At 71.2% G+C, this 17,643-nt stretch carries 11 protein-coding genes and 1 pseudogene; 9 read left to right on the top strand and 3 right to left on the bottom strand.

Annotation, left to right across the window (positions count from 1 at the left end; genetic code table 11):
* Positions 1–59 precede the first annotated feature (59 nt).
* From E1293_RS47330 to E1293_RS49335, 8 genes and pseudogenes are all read left to right on the top strand, one after another.
* Positions 60–4,139: a hypothetical protein gene (locus tag E1293_RS47330; protein WP_207938745.1), complete on the top strand. Its 4,080-nt coding sequence runs from the start codon at positions 60–62 to the stop codon at positions 4,137–4,139.
* 61 nt (positions 4,140–4,200) lie between these two features.
* Positions 4,201–5,076 (top strand): RICIN domain-containing protein, encoded by an 876-nt coding sequence (locus E1293_RS09025; RefSeq protein WP_132195819.1) that lies wholly within the window; start codon positions 4,201–4,203, stop codon positions 5,074–5,076.
* Between the two features lie 55 nt (positions 5,077–5,131).
* Complete coding sequence (locus E1293_RS09020; protein WP_132195817.1) at positions 5,132–6,010, top strand: RICIN domain-containing protein; 879 nt, start codon at positions 5,132–5,134, stop codon at positions 6,008–6,010.
* Between the two features lie 160 nt (positions 6,011–6,170).
* Positions 6,171–7,088, top strand: coding sequence for an NADP-dependent oxidoreductase (locus tag E1293_RS09015; protein ID WP_132195815.1), 918 nt, complete (start codon positions 6,171–6,173; stop codon positions 7,086–7,088).
* Between the two features lie 232 nt (positions 7,089–7,320).
* Positions 7,321–9,465 carry an ATP-binding protein gene (locus E1293_RS09010; RefSeq protein WP_132195813.1) on the top strand — a complete coding sequence of 715 codons (2,145 nt, stop codon included), beginning with the start codon at positions 7,321–7,323 and terminating at the stop codon, positions 9,463–9,465.
* A 48-nt stretch (positions 9,466–9,513) separates the two neighbouring features.
* A complete protein-coding gene (locus E1293_RS09005; protein WP_132195811.1) occupies positions 9,514–10,872 on the top strand; it encodes an FAD-dependent oxidoreductase in 1,359 nt (452 codons plus the stop codon).
* A gap of 64 nt (positions 10,873–10,936) precedes the next feature.
* A pseudogene (locus tag E1293_RS49340) lies at positions 10,937–11,797 on the top strand (helix-turn-helix domain-containing protein); the annotation flags it as partial.
* A gap of 51 nt (positions 11,798–11,848) precedes the next feature.
* Complete coding sequence (locus E1293_RS49335) at positions 11,849–12,550, top strand: PP2C family protein-serine/threonine phosphatase (RefSeq protein ID WP_243716113.1); 702 nt, start codon at positions 11,849–11,851, stop codon at positions 12,548–12,550.
* A gap of 77 nt (positions 12,551–12,627) precedes the next feature.
* On the opposite strand, the gene E1293_RS08995 is transcribed toward E1293_RS49335, so the two are convergent.
* Positions 12,628–12,987, bottom strand: a complete 360-nt coding sequence (locus E1293_RS08995) for a hypothetical protein (protein ID WP_132195807.1) — start codon at positions 12,985–12,987, stop codon at positions 12,628–12,630.
* 504 nt (positions 12,988–13,491) lie between these two features.
* Here E1293_RS08995 and E1293_RS08990 point away from each other — a divergent pair.
* The gene (locus tag E1293_RS08990; protein ID WP_132195805.1) at positions 13,492–14,619 is read left to right on the top strand and encodes an SAM-dependent methyltransferase; all 1,128 of its coding nucleotides are present in this window, start codon (positions 13,492–13,494) and stop codon (positions 14,617–14,619) included.
* A gap of 19 nt (positions 14,620–14,638) precedes the next feature.
* Here E1293_RS08990 and E1293_RS08985 read toward each other — a convergent pair whose 3' ends face one another.
* Together E1293_RS08985 and E1293_RS08980 are read right to left on the bottom strand one after the other, a co-directional pair.
* Positions 14,639–16,711, bottom strand: a complete 2,073-nt coding sequence (locus E1293_RS08985) for a glycoside hydrolase family 36 protein (RefSeq protein ID WP_132195803.1) — start codon at positions 16,709–16,711, stop codon at positions 14,639–14,641.
* Complete coding sequence (locus tag E1293_RS08980; protein ID WP_132195801.1) at positions 16,708–17,634, bottom strand: EamA family transporter; 927 nt, start codon at positions 17,632–17,634, stop codon at positions 16,708–16,710. Before E1293_RS08980 ends, E1293_RS08985 begins: the two co-directional genes overlap by 4 nt.
* Positions 17,635–17,643 lie beyond the last annotated feature (9 nt).

Here is a 17,643-nt window from a genome sequence, read left to right as displayed (position 1 = left end):
AGGCCGGGCCGCGGGTGCCGGGCCCGCGCGTTCCCGCACTGGCGCGTCCGCGGGACGCGATGCCGCCGGACACGGCGTACCGGCGGCCGGACCGCCTGGACGCGCGGATCGTCCCCGATCCCGCCCACCGCGAGCCGCTGCCGCTGGCGACGCGCCGCGGCATCGGGTTCGGCATGCAGTCCCTGCTGCCCGGGGCCGAGCTCGTCCACGAGCAGGTGCGGGCCGTCATCGCGAACCGGCACGGCGCCCTGTCGGGAGGACGTCGGGCCGATTGGGCGCAGGCGGACCTCGACCTGTCCACCTGGTTCAGCCGGCCGGCGCTGGAGGGCGACCTGCCCGCCGTCATGGCCGGGATCGACCGCTCCATCACGGTCGGCGGACGTCAATACCACGTTTCCGTGCAGGGGTCGCTGAGGGAGCGGATCGGCGGCGGCGGCTACGAGATGACCGTCAACGGGCGCTCGATGATGGCGGCCGGGAACGCCGGTCACCGCAACACCGAGATCGGCGTGCAGGCGAGCGCGGGCGGCGGCGTCCGGCTGGGGCGGCTCCCGTACATGCGCTTCATCCTCGGCGCCTGGAGCCTGCAGGGCGAGTACGCCCACTCCGTGAAGAACGAGTTCGGCGGGTCGGCGAAGTCCTACCGGCGCACCGAGACCACCGGGATGGTGGACGAGCACAACTACAACATCATCTACCAGGTGACCGTCCGCCCGGAGGGGGAGACGGCCGCGTCGTGGTGGATCGACCGGCCCGGGGACGTCACCGCGCGGGTCGTCGTCCCGCACGAGCACCGGCCCCAGACGCCGTACACCCGGGCGGAGCTGCGGAACGCGGGCCGCACCTGGACCCGCACGCGGTTGCCGGCCGGCGAGACCGTCGACTTCGCGGCAGGCGGGACGTCGGGCGTGTACCCGGCGTTCTCCGTGATACCGGAACTGCCGCGCCTGGCCGCCGAGATGTACGCGGGGGTCAACGGCCTGCCCCCCGGCTGGGTCGCCGACCCGTCGAACTGGCCGCCCGCCATCAGGGCGATGACGCGGCCGGACCAGCTCGCCGCCTTCTTCTCCGGCCTGGCCGGGCGGACGGGCCGGATCGAGTCGCTGCCGCCGACCCGGGACGGGCTGAAGCAGTCGATCACGATCAAGCTGCACGCGCTGCGGCCGCGGCACGCGGGTGCGAGCGAGACGGAGATCGAGCAGTACGCCCAGGGGCAGCGGACCCACAAGCACGGCACCGAGCACAAGGTGAAGGGCACGCACAGTTTCACCGCCGGCCCGCAGTTCATGCTCGGTTCCCAGGCGGACGGGCACTCGTCCGACCCGGAGGGGACGCCGTCCGGTGAGCAGGACCACGGGCCCGGCGGCCGGGTCCAGGCCGTCGTCGGGAGCCACGTCTCCGCCGAGTACAAGACGGAGAAGGCCGCCATGCACGGGAACGTCGACATCACGCGCGCCACCTACGGCGGGACCGCGCACACGTTCCGGGCCGACCCCGTGTTCGAGGTGACGCTGACCCGGTGGCGGGGAAGCGCGCGGCATCGGCGGACCCGGTTCCTTCGGGTGACGGACGGGATGGAGCTGATGGTCCCGCAGCGGCGGCTGCCCGACCTGGGGCTGTCCGCGCCCGGCGTGGCCCCGCTCGCGCCGGCCGTGCCGGCCCGCCACGTCCCGCCGGGCATGATCGCGGGGACGTCCTATCCGGAGACCCTGACCGCCGGGGGGCTCATGCCGCGGATCACGGACTGGCTCCAGGAGCGCGGCATCGTCCGCGGGTTCTTCCCCGGCACCGACCGGCCGAACCTGGTCATGCGGGAGATCGACGCGGCGTTCTCCCCCGAGGCGCTGCGCAACCAGCACACCGCGCTGCTCGGCTCCGGGGTCCAGCGCTGGATCCCGGTTCCGCGGCCGTTCGGCGGGACGCGGTACGTGTGGATCAGGGTCTCGGCGGAGCTCGGCCCCGCGACCGGGCAGCTGCCGCGGCCGGAGGTGCGGCTGACGCTCCGCGGCGAGGCGCAGTCGGAGAACCACCGCTCCGCGGGTACGGCGTTCAACTACGGCGGCGCGTTCGAGTTCCGCGCCCGCGGCGACGGATACCGGCCCGACGGCGTTCACCGGCACGGCGGGATGGAGGTCAAGGGCGAGGTGTCCGGGGAATCGACCCGGGGCGCGGAGGTGCACGACCGCAGGCTCGACATCCACCGGGCCGGCACCAGGGAGGGCTCCCTCGAATTCCAGCACCCGCTGCGGTTCCGGATCGAGATGGGTGTCAGCACGGAGCCGCCCGAACTGCTGAACGTCCCCGTGCGCGGCATCCGGGAGGCCGTCATCGGCACCGGCCGGCTGCTGGGCGGCAACGACCCCCGTGCCGGGGACCGGTGGTACACGCGCCGCCCCTTCATCTCGCACACGGTCATCGAAGCGGACGCCCCGGACGCGGTGACGGGCGGAATCCGGCTCGTGGTCCCCGAGCACGTGGCGGTGCTGGACGCCCCCGCCGCCGCTCCGGCGCCCGCGTTCGGCGGCACCCCGAGGTGGACGCCGGGGCGCCCGGCGACCGGGCGGGCGGGAGAGGCGGGACGGATCCTCGCCGACAACCTGCACCCGTGGGGTGTCCCGTTCGCCTCCGCCGTCGAGCGGTGGGCCGCGCTGCCCGCCACCCCGTACCGGCGGCCGACCGGCCCCGAACTCGCGGCGCCCGGGGCCTGGCACGTCCCCGGCCTGGACTTCACCACCATCGCCGGCCAGCGGTACATGCACTTCACGAGCCCTGAGCTCATCCGCCCGTACCTCGGGGACCTGCTGAACAACCGGTACACGCTCCCCGTCGGCTCGCGGAACGTCAACGCCGGCATCGAGATCACCGCCGCGAGACCCGTCGGCCCGGCCGACGCTCCCCGGTTCAAGGGACGGAACTACACGCAGGAGAGCCAGGCCGACAAAGCCAAGTCGGGAAGCTCCCGGGACTTCAGGCTCGTGGTCGGCCCCGAGGGCGGCGGCGCGGCGGGGGACACGACGACGCAGGGGCTCGCCGGTTACGAGTACGGCCGCGACCAGGCCGAGGAGGCCGACGGTGAACTCGGCATGACCGACGAGGCCAACCAGGAGGCGACCCGGGAGTACCGGCACTTCGTGTTCGACGTCGACCTCATCCTGCACGGCCCCCGGGGCACCCTCCGCGTCCCGGTCCCGGACGGGCTGTACGGGATGCTGCCGCTGGAGGAGGCGCCCGGCGGCGGCCGGAGGCTGGTGGGCGACCTGGAGAACCACCTCCCCGGCGTATTCCGCCGACCTGTCCCTCCGGTCCGGGTGCCTCCGCCACCGGACACGGCACCTGCGGTCGTCCCGGAGCCGCCGACGAGGGTCCCCCCACCGGCAACGGCGCCCGCCGCGATGCCTGACCCGCCCACCACGGCGCCGCCGGCCGGGAGGCGCGGCGCGGCGCAGGGGGCGGCGCTCGCGGACATGGGTCTGAGCGTCGTCCACGTGCCCGCTACCGGTGACCAGGTCGTGAACGCACTGACGAACGCCGCGACCGCGGAGGCCACCGCGATCGGCGGGACGCGACCGGCGACACCGGCCGAGCTGCGCGGCCACCTGGCGGAGACGCTGACCGAGGACCTGGCGCGGCCTCCGGCCGAGCGCCGGTTCTGGGCGGCGATCGACGAGAGGTTCGGCGAGGAGGGCGGCGCCGCGCCGACGGACGAGCGGCGCCGCGCGGCCATCGCCCTGCTCACCGCGCCGTCCGGGTCGGCGAGCGCCGACCAGTTCACGGTCATCGCGGCGGCGGCCGTCCTGGGATTGCGCATCACGGTCGTCCTGCCGGACGGCACGTCCGTCGTGTTCGGCCCGGAGTCCGGACGGCCCGTCGTTCTGGTGCGCCTGCCCGAGCGGGGGCCGTTCACCGGGGAGTGGGCCGCGACCGAGTCCGCCGCGGACTCCGCCCCGCCTGCGGAGGCACCGGCTTCGCGCGGGCCGGACGAGGACGTCCCGCCCATGGGGGTCTCGCCGGAGGACGTGCCGCTGATGCCGCTGCCGCCCCGCCGGCCTTCGCCACCGCCCGCCGCCCCTCCGGGGGAGCCGCGCCGGGCGCGACGCCCCGTGGCGAACCTCGGCGCGGACCCGTTCAACGGTCCGTGAGCGGCCCGGTGCACGTGAACGTCCCTTCGTCCGAGCGATCCGACACAGCGAGGAAGTACAAGTGAGCGACCAGGAAGACGTTGAGCGGCAGCGCCGGCGGCGCGTGAGTCTGGCGAACGCGTTCGATCGGCGTGCGTGGCAGCGGGGCGAGAAGCCGAAGGTTCCGGCGCGGATTCTGGCGGGCGGTGTCGCGCTGGTCGTGGTGGCGGCGGCGGTGTTCGGGGCCGGTGCGCTGATCTCCTACCAGCAGGGCAAGAAGGACAAGGACCCCAAGCAGAAGGCGGCGCTCAAGCAGCAGGCCGATCCCGCGGCGAAGCCGCCGCCGAGCCCGTCGCCGAGCCGGACGTCCGCGTCGCCGAGCACGCGGGTGAAGCCGGAGGGCGGCGCCGCCGCGCCGCGGAGTCGCGCGCCCAAGGCCAAGGCCGCGAAGGGCCGCCCGAAGTCGCGGTTCCCCACCGGCCCGAAGTTCTCCACCACCACCGGTGTGCTGCTCCGGAACGTGATGACGGGCTTGTGCGCGGACGTTCCGGGGTTCGGCAAGGGCAAGGAGGACGGGCCGGTGGAGCAGTTCAGTTGCGACGGGTCCACAAAGGACAACCAGCGCTGGGACCTGGTGGTGAACCAGCCGGGCGCTGGTCCCGGCGGCGCGGACCTGTTCAGCATCCGCAACGCCAAGGACGGCTACTGCATGGACGTCTATGCCTATGGGCCGCCGAAGGCACGGACCAACGTGAGCGAGTACTACTGCAGGCCAGGCAGCGGCGACAACCAGATGTGGTACCTGGAGCGGAAGGCGTCCGGACGGTTCTGGATCCGCAACCGCAAGGGCGGGCTGTGCCTGGACGTGGCCGGTGGGACGGGTGCGGGCGGTTCGGGGGCCCAGCTCACCACCTACGGGTGCTCCGTCAACGACGACCACCTCTGGTCCTTCGCCTGACCATGGCGACCGCCATCACCGTCCGACGGATTCGACGACCAGCGAGGAAGTACAAGTGAGCGACCAGGAAGACGTTGAGCGGCAGCGCCGGCGGCGCGTGAGTCTGGCGAACGCGTTCGATCGGCGTGCGTGGCAGCGGGGCGAGAAGCCGAAGGTCCCCGCGCGGATCCTGGCGGGCGGTGTCGCGCTGGTCGTGGTGGCCGCGGCGGTGTTCGGGGCCGGTGTGTTGATCTCCTACCAGCAGGGCAGGAAGGACAAGGAGCGGCAGCAGAAGGCGGCGCTGAACCAGCGGGCGACCCCGGCCGTGGCGGTGCCGGCGCCGAGCGCGTCCCCGAGCGGCACGTCCGCGTCGCCGTCCCGGAGCCCGCGGCGGGAGCCGGTCGCCGCGCCGCGGCGGACGAGCGCCACGCCCCGTGCGAAGACGAAGCGGGCCGCGAAGTCGCGGTTCCCCACCGGCCCGAAGTTCTCCACCACCACGGGTGTGCTGCTCCGGAACGTGATGACGGGCTTGTGCGCGGACCTGCCGGGGGCCGGCAAGGGGCAGGAGCAGGGCCGGGTCGAGCAGGGCACATGCGACAGGTCCACGAAGGACAACCAGCGCTGGGACCTGGTGGTGAACCAGCCGGGCGCGGGGCCGGGCGGTGCGGACCTGTTCAGCATCCGCAACGCCAAGGACGGCTACTGCATGGACGTCTGGGGAACCGATCCGCCCGAGCCGAGCGCGCAGGTGACGCAGTGGCCCTGCTACCCCGGCGCCACCGACAACCAGATGTGGTACCTGGAGCGGAAGGCGTCCGGCCGGTTCTGGATCCGCAACCACAAGGGCGGGCTGTGCCTGGACGTGGCCGGTGGAACGGGTGCGGGCGGTTCGGGGGCCCAGCTCACCACCTTCGGATGCTCCCTGAACGACGACCACCTCTGGTCCTTCGCCTGACCATGACGCCCGTCCCGGCTCAGACAGAAGCCCGACTGGGCGCCCCTCGGGCCCATAACTCATTTTCACCTGCGTGGGTAAGACATCGAGGTCTGGTGCCGCTAATGCTGTGAACCGAAAAGATGCCGTGCAGGCGGGGACTGGATACAGGGGGTGCCGGATGAAGGCGATCGTGGTGACGGACGAGGCCGCGGGAACGGCCGGGATGACGCTGGCAGAGCGCCCGGAGCCGGAGGCGGCGGTGAACGATGTCGTCGTCCAGGTTCACGCGTCGGGATTCACTCCGGGCGAGTTGTCGTGGCCCGGAACCTGGACCGATCGCCTGGGCCGTGACCGGACGCCGTCGATTCCCGGGCATGAGGTGGCGGGAGTGGTCAGCGCGCTCGGCTATGGCACGCGGGGGCTGTCGATGGGCCAGCGGGTGTTCGGGCTCGCTGACTGGACTCGCGACGGCACCTTGGCGGAGTTCGTCGCCGTCGAGGCGCGCAACCTCGCGCCGCTGCCGGGTGACGTCGACTTCACGGTGGGCGCGAGCCTGCCGGTCTCGGGCCTGACCGCTTGGCAGGGACTGTTCGTGCACGGCCGCTTCCAGGTGGGGCAGAGCGTCCTCGTGCACGGTGCGGCCGGTGGAGTCGGATCGATGGCGGCGCAACTCGCCCATGAGGCGGGCGCCTATGTCATCGGTACCGGTCGTGCCGCCGACCGGCAGACGGCGCTCGACTCCGGCGCGCAGGAGTTCGCCGACCTCGACAACGACGCCCTGGAGGACGTCGGTGGAGTCGACCTGGTCTTCGACGTCATCGGTGGAGACATCGGGAGGCGGTCGGCCGGCCTGGTCCGGGCCGGCGGAATGCTGGTGACCATCGCCGGCCCGCCCGAGGCGCAGCCGGCCGGCGGCCTGGCCGTCGATTTCGTCGTCGAGGCCGATCGCGCCCAGCTGAGTGAGATCGTCCAGCGGGTGCGGGACGGGCGGCTGCGGACGAACATCGGCAACGTCTCCGCCCTCGACGATGCCGTCGCCGCCCTCAATCCGACCGAGCGGATCAAGGGAAAGACCATCATCCGCGTTCGTTCGTAAGGGCTCCGAGACCGGCTCCTCAGCCGACGACCAAGTCACCGACGGGCCCCGTGGTGATTACCTTCGGTGAAGGCCAGGTCGCTCACTGATGGCACTTGCGTTCCATGGGTGTTTCGTCAAATCTGTAATGGTTTTCCTGACTGGTGGCCGGTTTCTGACAACACCTTTTTGTTGTAGGTCGTTTGTGTATGGTGATGCGTCATCGTGACGGCGCGCGGGGAATGAGGCGATCATGGCCGGGGCCGATGTGCTGCGGAAGGGAGATCTCGTTCCTCGGAGCGCCGCTCTCGTCGGACGGCAGGCCGAGCTCGCGGAGCTCAGGCGGCTGTTCGGCACCGGGCGCATGGTGACGGTGACCGGAGTCGGTGGCGTCGGCAAGACGCGGGTCGCGCTGGAATGCGCGCGGGATCTGGAGGACCTATTCCGTGACGGCGCGTGGATGGTGCCCCTGTCGGGCCTGCGGGACGGCTCACTCTTAGGCCATGCGATCGCCCGCACTCTGCGGGTCGTCGACCAGACCGCGCGTCCGCAGCTCGACGTCCTGGCCGATCACCTGTCCGGCAAGCGGCTGCTGCTGGTGCTGGACACGTGCGAGCACCTCAGGGACGCCTGCGCGGGTGTGGCCGAGGTCCTGCTGAAGGCGGCACCCGGAGTGCACCTGCTGGCCACGAGCCGCCAGGCCCTCGGCGTCGGCGGCGAGCGGGTGCTGAAACTTGCGCCGCTGGAGACGGCGGATCCGGAAGCGGCGCCGGCGGACGCGGCGGCACGGCCCGCGGCGGTCGCCCTGTTCGAGGAGCGTGCCGCATCGGCCACGGGCGGTTTCGCCGTGGGCGATGGCAATTGGCGCACCGTCGCCCGGCTGTGCCATCGCTTGGAGGGACTTCCGCTGGCCTTGGAACTCGCTGCCGGCCAGCTGCGGCGGTTCTCCCTGGAGCAATTGTCGGACCGGCTGGACGACCGGTTCGAGATGCTGGTGGACGGAACCGCGGATGCGTCCAAGCACGTGTCGCGGCACGACGCGCTGCGCACGACGGTCGGCTGGAGCCATGAGCTGTGCACGAGCCAGGAGCGGCTGCTGTGGGCCCGGCTGTCGGTGTTCGCCGGCGACTTCGATCAGCGTGCGGTCGAGCACGTGTGCAGCGACGGCGTCCTGCCCGCGGACCGCGTCCCGGCGACGCTGGCGGGGCTGATCGACAAGTCGATCCTCTCGCGGGTCGGAGACGAAACGGGAGTCCGGTACCGGCTGCTCGACACCCTGCGTGAGTACGGTGCGGAATGGCTCGGTGAGCTGGGCGAGCAGGAGGAAGTGCGCGGGCGCCACCGCGACTGGTACCTGCGTCTGGTCGAGCAGTGCGAGCGGGAGTGGTTCGGCGCCGGGCAGAAGGAGATCTTCACGCGCCTGCTCGGTGAGCACGCCAACGTGAGCGCGGCCCTGGACTACTGCCTCACGGCCCCCGGCGAGGCGCGGACCGGCCTGCGGATGGCCGGGGCGCTGTGCTTCTACTGGGTGGGCTGCGGCTTCCTCGCCGAAGGCCGGTACTGGCTGGATCGGGCACTCGCCCTCGACGCCGCCCCGACCCCGGCACGGGCCAAAGCCCTCTGGGTGGACGGCTACATCGCCATCAAGCAGGGCGACACCGACGCCGCGACCGTGCTGCTGGATGCGGGTCGGGCGACGGCTCTGCAGACCGGTGACACGATCGCGTCGGCCAATGCGGTCCATCGGCTGGGCTGCGTCGCGCTGGTGACCGACGACCACGCGCAAGCGGCCACTCATTTCAAGGACGCGCTCGCGGCCTATGACTCCCTCGGAGAGCTGAACACCAGTGTGATCATGGCGCGCGCCGAGTACGCCATGACGGTCGCGTTCCAAGGAGACCTGCCCTTCGCCGTCGAGTTGTGCGAAGAGGTCCGTGCGATCTCCGAGGAGCATGGTGAGCAATGGGTCAAGGCCTACGCGCTCTACGTCCTGGCCTTCGCGGCCTGGACCGGGGGCCGGGTCGAAGAGGCGACCGACCTGGCCCGCGAGTGTGTGAACATCAGCCGGACCTTCCATGACCTGGTGTGCGCGGTGCTGGGCATCGAGCTGCTCGCCATGTTCCACGCGGCGGGCGGCCGTCCCCGGGACGCCGCCGCTCTGCAGGGAGCGGCCGAACGGATCTGGCGGACGGTAGGGCTCCCGCTGTTCGGTTCCGCGTATTTCAACGCCCCGCACGGAGAAGGGGAGGCGCTCGCCCGGCGGGCTCTGGGCGACGAGGCGTACGGACACTTCTTCGAGCAGGGAATGGACCTCGATCTCGACCAGGCCGTCGCCTTCGCGTTGGGTGAGCGCCCGAATTCCCTCCCGCTCACCGAAGCCTCTGACAGCCGCCGCTGAAATCCCCGGCAGAAGCGCCTGTTCCGCACCCCCCGAGGAGAAAGACCCATGACCCAGCCCCGTGAGCATGCCGTTGTCATCGGCGGCAGCCTGATGGGGCTGCTGGCGGCCAGGATCCTCGCCGACCACTTCACCCGGGTCACCCTGATCGAGCGCGACCGTTTCACGGAGGCCGTCGCGTCCCGTCCCGGTCTGGGGCAGGCCCGCCATCTGCACGTGCTCTGGAGCCGGGGGCTGGAGATCGCCGAGCAGTTGTTCCCCGGGCTGGAGGACGAACTGCGCGTCGCGGGCGTACCGGAAGTCCGGGTGCCCGCCGACATGCTGTGGCTGACCTCCGCCGGGTGGCGGCGCCGGTTCGAATCGACCCGCCTGCTGACCTTCAGCCGGGATCTCCTCGACTGGACCGTGCGCGCGCGGCTGGCCAAGACCGGGAGCCTCCGGCTGCTCGCGGGGCACGAGGTGACCGGGCTGCTGGCCGGCGCCGAGGCCGTCACCGGAGTCGAGGTGCGCGAGCGCGGGACGACCGGACCGGGCGAGCCGATCACCGCGGACCTCGTCGTCGACGCCACCGGACGCGCCTCGAAGACCCCCGCGTGGCTGGAGCGGCTCGGCTACCCGGCCGTCCGGCAGACCCTGATCAACCCCCTGCTGGGATATGCCAGCCGCACTTACGCCATTCCAGCCGGGTTCGACCCCGGCTGGAAGGCGCTCTACCTCCAAGCCGACCCCCCGCACGGCACGCGCACCGGCGCGCTCTTCCCTCAGGAGGGCGGACGGTGGATCGTCAGCCTTTTCGGCGTCGGGGAGGACTACCCGCCCACCGGGGACGACGGCTTCCTGGAGTTCGCCAAGAGCCTGCGCAGCCCGTTGCTCTACGAGGCGATCCGCGACGCCGAGCCGCTCACTCCCGGCGTCAGCTACCGGCGCACGGGCAACCTCCGACGCCACTACGAGCGGATGCGGGCATGGCCGAAGCGGTTCCTGGTCGCGGGCGACGCGCTGTGCGCCTTCAATCCCCTCTACGGCCAGGGGATGACCGTCGCGGCGAAGTCCGCGCTCACGCTGGACGCCTGCCTGCGGGCCGACGGGGACCTCGACGGGCTGGCACGGCGCTTCCACCGCAAAGTGATCAAGAACGCCACCGGGCCGTGGCTGGTGGCCACGGGGGAGGACCTCCGGTACGGCACCACCGAAGGCGCCACGGCCGGCGTGCGGACCAGGGTCCTCAACCGCTACGTGGACCGGGTCCAGCACCTCGCCAACGTCGACCCGCGAGTATGCGACCGGTTCATCGACGTGCTGGCTCTCACCGCCCAGCCCCAGTCCCTGTTCCTGCCTGAGGTGCTCTGGCGCGCCGCGACGACGCGCACGCGCCCGCCCGCCGGACCCGACGACCTCATCCCTTGAGCGGGATACGATCCAACCCGCGAGGAGCACGCGATGCCGCTGCCAATGCCTTCGGAGGTGGGAGGTGACCGTTGAGCGTCCGGGGTCGGGTCCGACGGTGCTCCGCATCATCCTCGGCGCACAGCTGCGCCGCCTGCGGGAGGCGTCCGGGCTGAGCCGCCAGGAGGCCGGCGACCGCATCCGGAGCTCGGAGTCGAAGATCAGCCGGCTGGAACTCGGCCGGGTGAGCTTCAAGGAACGGGACGTGGCCGATCTGCTCACCCTTTACGGTGTGGCCGACCGGGCCGAGCGGGACACGATTCTGGAGAAGGCGCGCGAGGCCAGCACGCCGGGATGGTGGCACCGGTACCACGACGTCCTGCCCAACTGGTTCCAGACCTATGTGGGCCTCGAAGAATCGACGTCGCTCATCCGGACGTACGAGATTCAGTTCATCCCCGGCCTGCTGCAGACCCCCGACTATGCTCGCGCGGTCATCCGGCTCGGAAATCCGGGCGCGTCCGCCGCCGAGATCGAGCACCGGGTCGAACTGCGGCTGCGCCGCCAGAAACGACTCTCCGGACCCGAGGGCCCTCGGCTGTGGGCCGTCATCGATGAGACGGCGCTGCGCCGGCCGCTCGGAGGACCCGAGACGATGGTGGGCCAACTCCAGCACCTCATCGCCATGTCCGCCCGGCCGGACACCACGATTCAGATCATGCCGTTCCGTTTCGGGGGCCACGTCGCGGAGGGCGGTGCGTTCACCATCCTGCGCTTCCCCGAGCCCGAGGTGCCGGACGTGGTCTACCTGGAGAACCTCACCGGCGCACTGTATCTGGACAAGCCCGAGGAGACCGAAAGCTACCTCAGGGCGATCGAACGACTGTCCGTGGACAGCGCCACACCGGAGTCCACCCCCGAGGTCCTCTTGGAGGTCCTTCGGAAGGAATACCGAACGCCAACGGCTACCACGACCTTCGCGCAGCACGATGGAGCAGTGCGCACGCAGAGTTGCCGGCTTCCGGCGGTACCGCGGACCCAGGGCGATTTCCACGCCGTCCTGCCCACGCCTTTCGGCACCCGGATCCTGATCGGGGATGTGCTCGGTCCAGGTGAATCGGGCCAGCAGACGGCGGCCGCCGCACTCGGCCACTTCCGCCGGCTCGCTCCCATCGAGCCGAACCTGCCGGGGTTGGCCGAGCGGATGCATTCGGTCCTCGCCCCGATGCTCGAGGACGACGAATTCGCCACCGCTCTGCTCCTCACCCTCCGCGAGGACACCGCGGAAATGGTGTGCTGCGGGAATCCGCCGCCCCTGCTCATAAGAGAGGGCCGGGTACTTCCACTCGACGCTCTGCCCTCCCATCCGCCGCTGACCCTGCTCGACCTCGGCGGCCAGTGGTGCGAGGCCACGAGCGTGCCGCTCCGGCACGGTGACCGGCTGCTGCTGCACACCCACGGTCTGCTGGAGGCACGCGACGAGCGAGGTCACGCATATCCGCATGCGGAACGGGCCGCCGCGCTCTGCGCGGACGATCCGGCTGCAACGCTGGAAAGCATCCAGGCCGACCTGCTCGATCACGCGGCGGACGCTTTCAGCCTCGCGACGACACTCCTGCTCGCACACCTCGAACGACCTGCTCCGCAACCCGGCACCGAACAGACGGCGGCACACTGGACGGTGCAGCCGAACGACTGACCCTTACAGGACCCTTTCGCCGTCGACCGCGAGGCGGCGGAGCAGGCGCTGCGGACCGCGCCTGCTCCGCCCGGACGCTAGGCGGGGAGTGTGGTCTTGACGCTGAACCACCGGAAGCGGTGGCCGGGCACCTGCTGCACACCGAGCCGCTGGCGGACCCGTCCACCGTGGTGGCGCCGGAGAGCGCGGCGGAGCCGGCGGCGCGACGCGGCGACGCTCCCGCCGCGGTTCGGCTGCTCCGGCGCGCCCTGGACGAGCCACCGCCCGCAGCGCGGCGGCCGGGGCTGCTCGCCGGCCTCGCCGCCGTCCAGCTCCGCGCCGGCGACCAGGACCGCCGGCGAGGCGTTGCGGCTGGCCCGTCTCCCGGCCGGACAGGCCCGCGCCCACGATCTGCTCGCCCAGGCCTGCCTTGCCCGCGGAGACCTCGCCGGGGCCAACGCGCACGGCGACGCGGCACTGGCCCTGCTGGAGACCGGAAGCACGGCCTGGCACGACACGCTGGCCCGGCACCTCAGCGCGGTGGCGTTCCGGCCCCGGCAGGCCGCGAGGCTGCGCTCCTGGCTCGCACCCGTCCTGGCCGACGCCGATCGCGGCCTTCCGCCCGCGCATGCCGGCATCCGCGTCCACCTCGCGCTGCACCTGGCTCTCCACGGGATGGCGACGTCCGGCGAGATAGCCGCCCACGCCGTCAGCGCGGGGACGGATCCGCAGGTCCGCACGTCATCGCCTACGCCAACGCCTCCTTCCATCGCGCACTCTGCCGGCACCAGCGCGGCGCTCTCACCGAGGCATGGGACGACCTGGAGCAGGCCCGTTCCGCCGGATGGCCCGGCGCGGCGGGCTGGATCGGGGAGCTCCTGGTCAACCTGGCCATCGACCTCGGTGACCGCGACGCCGCCGGGGAAGGAGCGCGGCTCGTCCGGCAGGCTCCGCGGGACAGCATGGAGCTGGCCCTGTGCCGCGGTGCGCCGGCTCGGCTGCACCTGCTCGACGGCCGGCCCGAAGGAGCGGCTTCCGCCGCGCTGGAGGCCGGCCGCCGGCTCGCGGACGACTTCGGCATCGACCATCCGGGGCTGCTGGCCTGGCGGCCGCTCGCGGCGGTCGCCCTGCACGCCGCCGGACGGCCGGAGCGGTCACGGGGCACTGTCGGCGCCGTATCATCATTCAAGATCGCGACCTGCCGGTACGCAGAGGTGCCGCCGGCCGCGTCCCTCGAGGGAGCACATGTGAACGACGCCTGGACCCCGACCGGGATCGACGTCTCCACGCCGAGCCCTGCGCGGATGTACGACTACTGCCTCGGCGGCAAGGACAACTACGAGATCGATCGCGCGGCGGTGATGGGCTTCGTCACCCAGTTCGGCGAGGGGCTGGATGTCACCAGGGCGAACCGGCTGTTCCTGTACCGGGTGGTGCGGTACCTGGCCGAGGAGGCGGGGATCCGGCAGTTCCTCGACATGGGCAGCGGCCTGCCGACGCAGGCCAACGTCCACGAGATCGCCCGGCGGTTCCAGCCGGACCCGCACGTGGTCTACGTGGACAGCGACCCCATCGTCCTGGCCCACGGTCGTGCGCTGCTGAGCGCGGAGGCCACCGCGGTGATCCAAACGGACATGACCGATCCCAGGGGCGTCCTGGCGCACCCCGACGTGCAGCGGATCATCGACTTCGACCAGCCGGTCGCCGCGCTGTTCCTGTCGGTGGCCCACTCCATCCCCGACGACGGCCAGGTCCGCGGCATGTTCGCCGCGACGGCCGATGCGCTGGCCGCGGGCAGCTTCCTGGCGGTGTCCCAGTTCGTCGGGCTGGACGGGGAGACCGCGCGGGCCCACACCCGCAAGGCCACCGAGATGGGCCTGGTTTGGAAGACCCGCACGATCGAGGACTTCCGGCCGCTCGTGCCCGATCTGGAGCCGGTGCCGCCCGGCCTCGTGGACGTCGCCGACTGGCGCCCGGACCCCGGCCAGCCGGCCCTGAGCACCGTCGACGAGCCGCTGCGGCCGTTCCTGGGGGCGGCGGGCGACGGCAAGCAGGTCACGGAGTTCGGCGGAGTCCTGCGCAAGAACTGATCGGCACGGGTTGAGGCGGTCAGGTGGTCGGCTCTGCCACGATGAGCTGGAATTGTTCGAATTTCAGTTTCACGGTGTTGTGCCGCGCGTCGACCGTGCCGAGCGAAGCCTGCGTGAAGGGGTCGGTCAGGCGGTACCTGCGCCGGCCCAGCCCACGCAACTCGACCGTGCCGTTCCATCGGGTGGCGTAGAAGGCGTAGTGCAGGGTTGCTCCCTTCGCTACGACGTGCGCCTCGGGCTTGTCGAAACCGATGTCGTAGAGTTCGCCCCTGTACTCGCCGGTGGACAGCATGTTCTTCTTGTACAGGTCCACCCATTTGCGCCAGAGAGCCTCCCTTTCCGGGGTGAGCGCGTTCGGATCGTCCGGGGAGTCCTGCGGGTAGGTGAACTTGGTCGACAGGACGGCCCCCACGCCGTAGCTGGAGGCGAAGTCGTCACCGCCGTCGCTCAGTTCGACGTGGTCTCCGGAGTAGCTGCTGCCCGAGCCCATCAGCGCCTTCATCGTCTTGCCCTTGGTCCGGACCTGGTAGGACGAGAGCGGGTCCGAGGCCGGGTACTGGTCGACGTAGGGCAGGTTGTGGAAGGCGAAGGCCGTGCCGCAGGGGCAGAGTTCGATGAGGGCGTTCCGGTTCGCTTCACGCGCGGCCTCGTGTACGGCCTTCCAGAACCGCGCCAGTCCCTCGGTCGATTCCTCGGGCCGGGCGTGCCGGTGCGCCGGGTTGTAGCAGGGGGTGACGGCATTGAGGTGCTGGCCGTCGATCTTGAGTCCTTCATAGCGCCAGTCGCCGATGAACCTCGTCACCTGCCGGACGAAGTAGTCCACGGTCGGCCGGTATGCCGGGCACAGGGTGTAAGCGTCCCACCAGGTCACTTTCTGCATGTTGCCGTCGCGGTCCAGCAGCAGCATCTCGGGGTGTTCCTTGAACAGGTCGCTCTCGGGATCCGCCGCCAGCGGGGCCCACCACAGGCGCGGCCGCAGCCCGGCGTCGCGGATCTGTCCGGTGAAGGCCCGCATGTCCGCTTCACCACGCGGGAACTTCTGCGGGTTGATGTCCCAGTCGCCTTCGTTGGTCTGCCAGCCGTCATCGAGTACCGCCCATTTGAGGCCGACTTCGCGCACCTTGGGAAGCGTCCCGATGACCTGCTCGGTGGTGAAGTCGCGCTCGTAGCCCCAGGCGCACCAGATGGGTTCGAAGGCCGATTCCGGCGCCTTGGGAGCGCGCAGCGAGTTGTCGCTCATGTAGTCGCGATAGCGCTGCAGCGGCACGAAGTGGTCGCCCGGGTCGGCGGTCAGGAACGTGGTGTCGGTGGTCAGCCTCTGGCCCGGCCTCAGAATGCGGTCGGTGTCGCCTTCGATGGCGATGCTCGCTCCACCGCCGGTCTTGCGGACCGGCATGCGCAGAATTCTCGCGACGGGTTCGACGTGCCCGACGGACAGGCCCGCGCCCCGGCGCCAGACGGTCGCCAGCGGTGTTCCACCGCCGTAGTCGGAGGCGTCCATCCCCAGCGAGTTGTCCTGGGCGAAGTCCTCCGTCACCGGCTGCACCCAGTCGCGGCGATCCTCGTGGGTGGTACCGGAGAAGGTGAAGAAGCCGCCCGGCTTCTCCAGGAGTTCATGGGCTCCATTGCGCCACCCGGTGACCTTCAGCGAGGTACGGGACCGGTTGGTGTAGGTCACCCTCATGACGACCATTCCGGTCAGGCGCTGGAAGGAGGTCAGTTCCACCGTCTTCCGCACGCCGTTCTCGGAGTCGCCCTGAATGGTCACATGGACGCCCGCGCCGTGCCGGGGATGGCGGATCTCGCGGGTCCGGTGTCCGCGGTAGGCGAACGCGTCGATCACCGTGTCGCCTGCCAGCAGGGCTTCGCCGGCGTCGAAGCGCGTGATGTCGGCGGCCTCCAGAGCCACCCGGCTGCGCAGTTCGTCGTCGAACTCCAGGGTGATGGAGGTGTCGCCGACGCCGACCACGTTGGGGCCTGGTGCGGCGGCCGCGGGTGCGGCGCCTGCGACCCCGGCCGCGGTGGGAAGGGCGGCCAGGCCCGCGCTTCCCAGCGCCACCTTGAGCACGGTTCGCCGCTCCATGCCGGTCATGTCAGGGTCCCTTCGGGCTCACCGCGCAGTTCCGCCGAGGAGGCCGCGCCCTTCTGCTCGTCGCTGTAGATCATCAGGGTCGAGCCGCCTATCGCGAGGACGATGCCGATCACGGCGTAGACCGACGGCACCGTCTGGTAGATCGCCAGGGACAGGATGACGGTGAGCACCGGGGACAGGGCGTTCGTCGACGGCGCCACGATCGTCGCCTTGCCCCGGCTCAGCGCCATGACCAGGAACAGCGCGCCGATCGCGTTGAGGACCTGCGTCGCGGCGGTGAGGGCTGGGGCTTTCCAGGAGAAGCCGCCGGGGAATCCGCCCATCATCATGAGCGCGACGGGGACCAGCAGCAGCCCGCTTATGGTCATGTAGGCGAAGGTCGTTCCGTCGTTGACGCCGACCGTGGCGGCCTTCTTCATGTAGAAGGCCTGGACGCCCCAGGCGATGAGGATGCCGATCGCCAGGACCAGCCAGGAGCCGGTGGTGACGTCGCCGCTTCCGTCCGAGATGTTGAACAGCAGAAGAGCCACCAGTGCCGCGAGCAGCCCGATCACCGACAGCGTGGTGAGCCGTTCGCGGAGCAGCGCGATGGCCATCAGTGCGGTGATGGCGGGGGACAGGGCGATGATGGGGAAGATCAGGTAGGCGGGGCCGATGGTGAGGGCGTGGAAGAGGATCAGCTGACCGCCCGCCCCGGTGAGTCCGATGACCAGTCCGTAGACGGCGGCGATGGGACGACGGTCGAAGGTGACGCCGCGCATCCCGAAATAGGCCGGGATGAGCATGGTCAGCGCCCAGATGATGTAGATCATCTCGTCCGGGTAGTCGTACCACTTCGTCGGCAGGTTCGACAGGGCGCCCCAGGTGCCCCAGAAAGCCACCAGGAGGGCGGCGTAGACCACCCAGCTTCTGTCGTTCTTCATCGTGTCCTC

Origin of the sequence: Actinomadura darangshiensis (genome assembly GCF_004349235.1) — a bacterium.
Classification (GTDB): Bacteria; Actinomycetota; Actinomycetes; order Streptosporangiales; family Streptosporangiaceae; genus Spirillospora; species Spirillospora darangshiensis.
The sequence above is the reverse complement of the archived record's forward strand: the minus strand, read 5'-3'. Positions and strand labels throughout refer to the sequence as shown.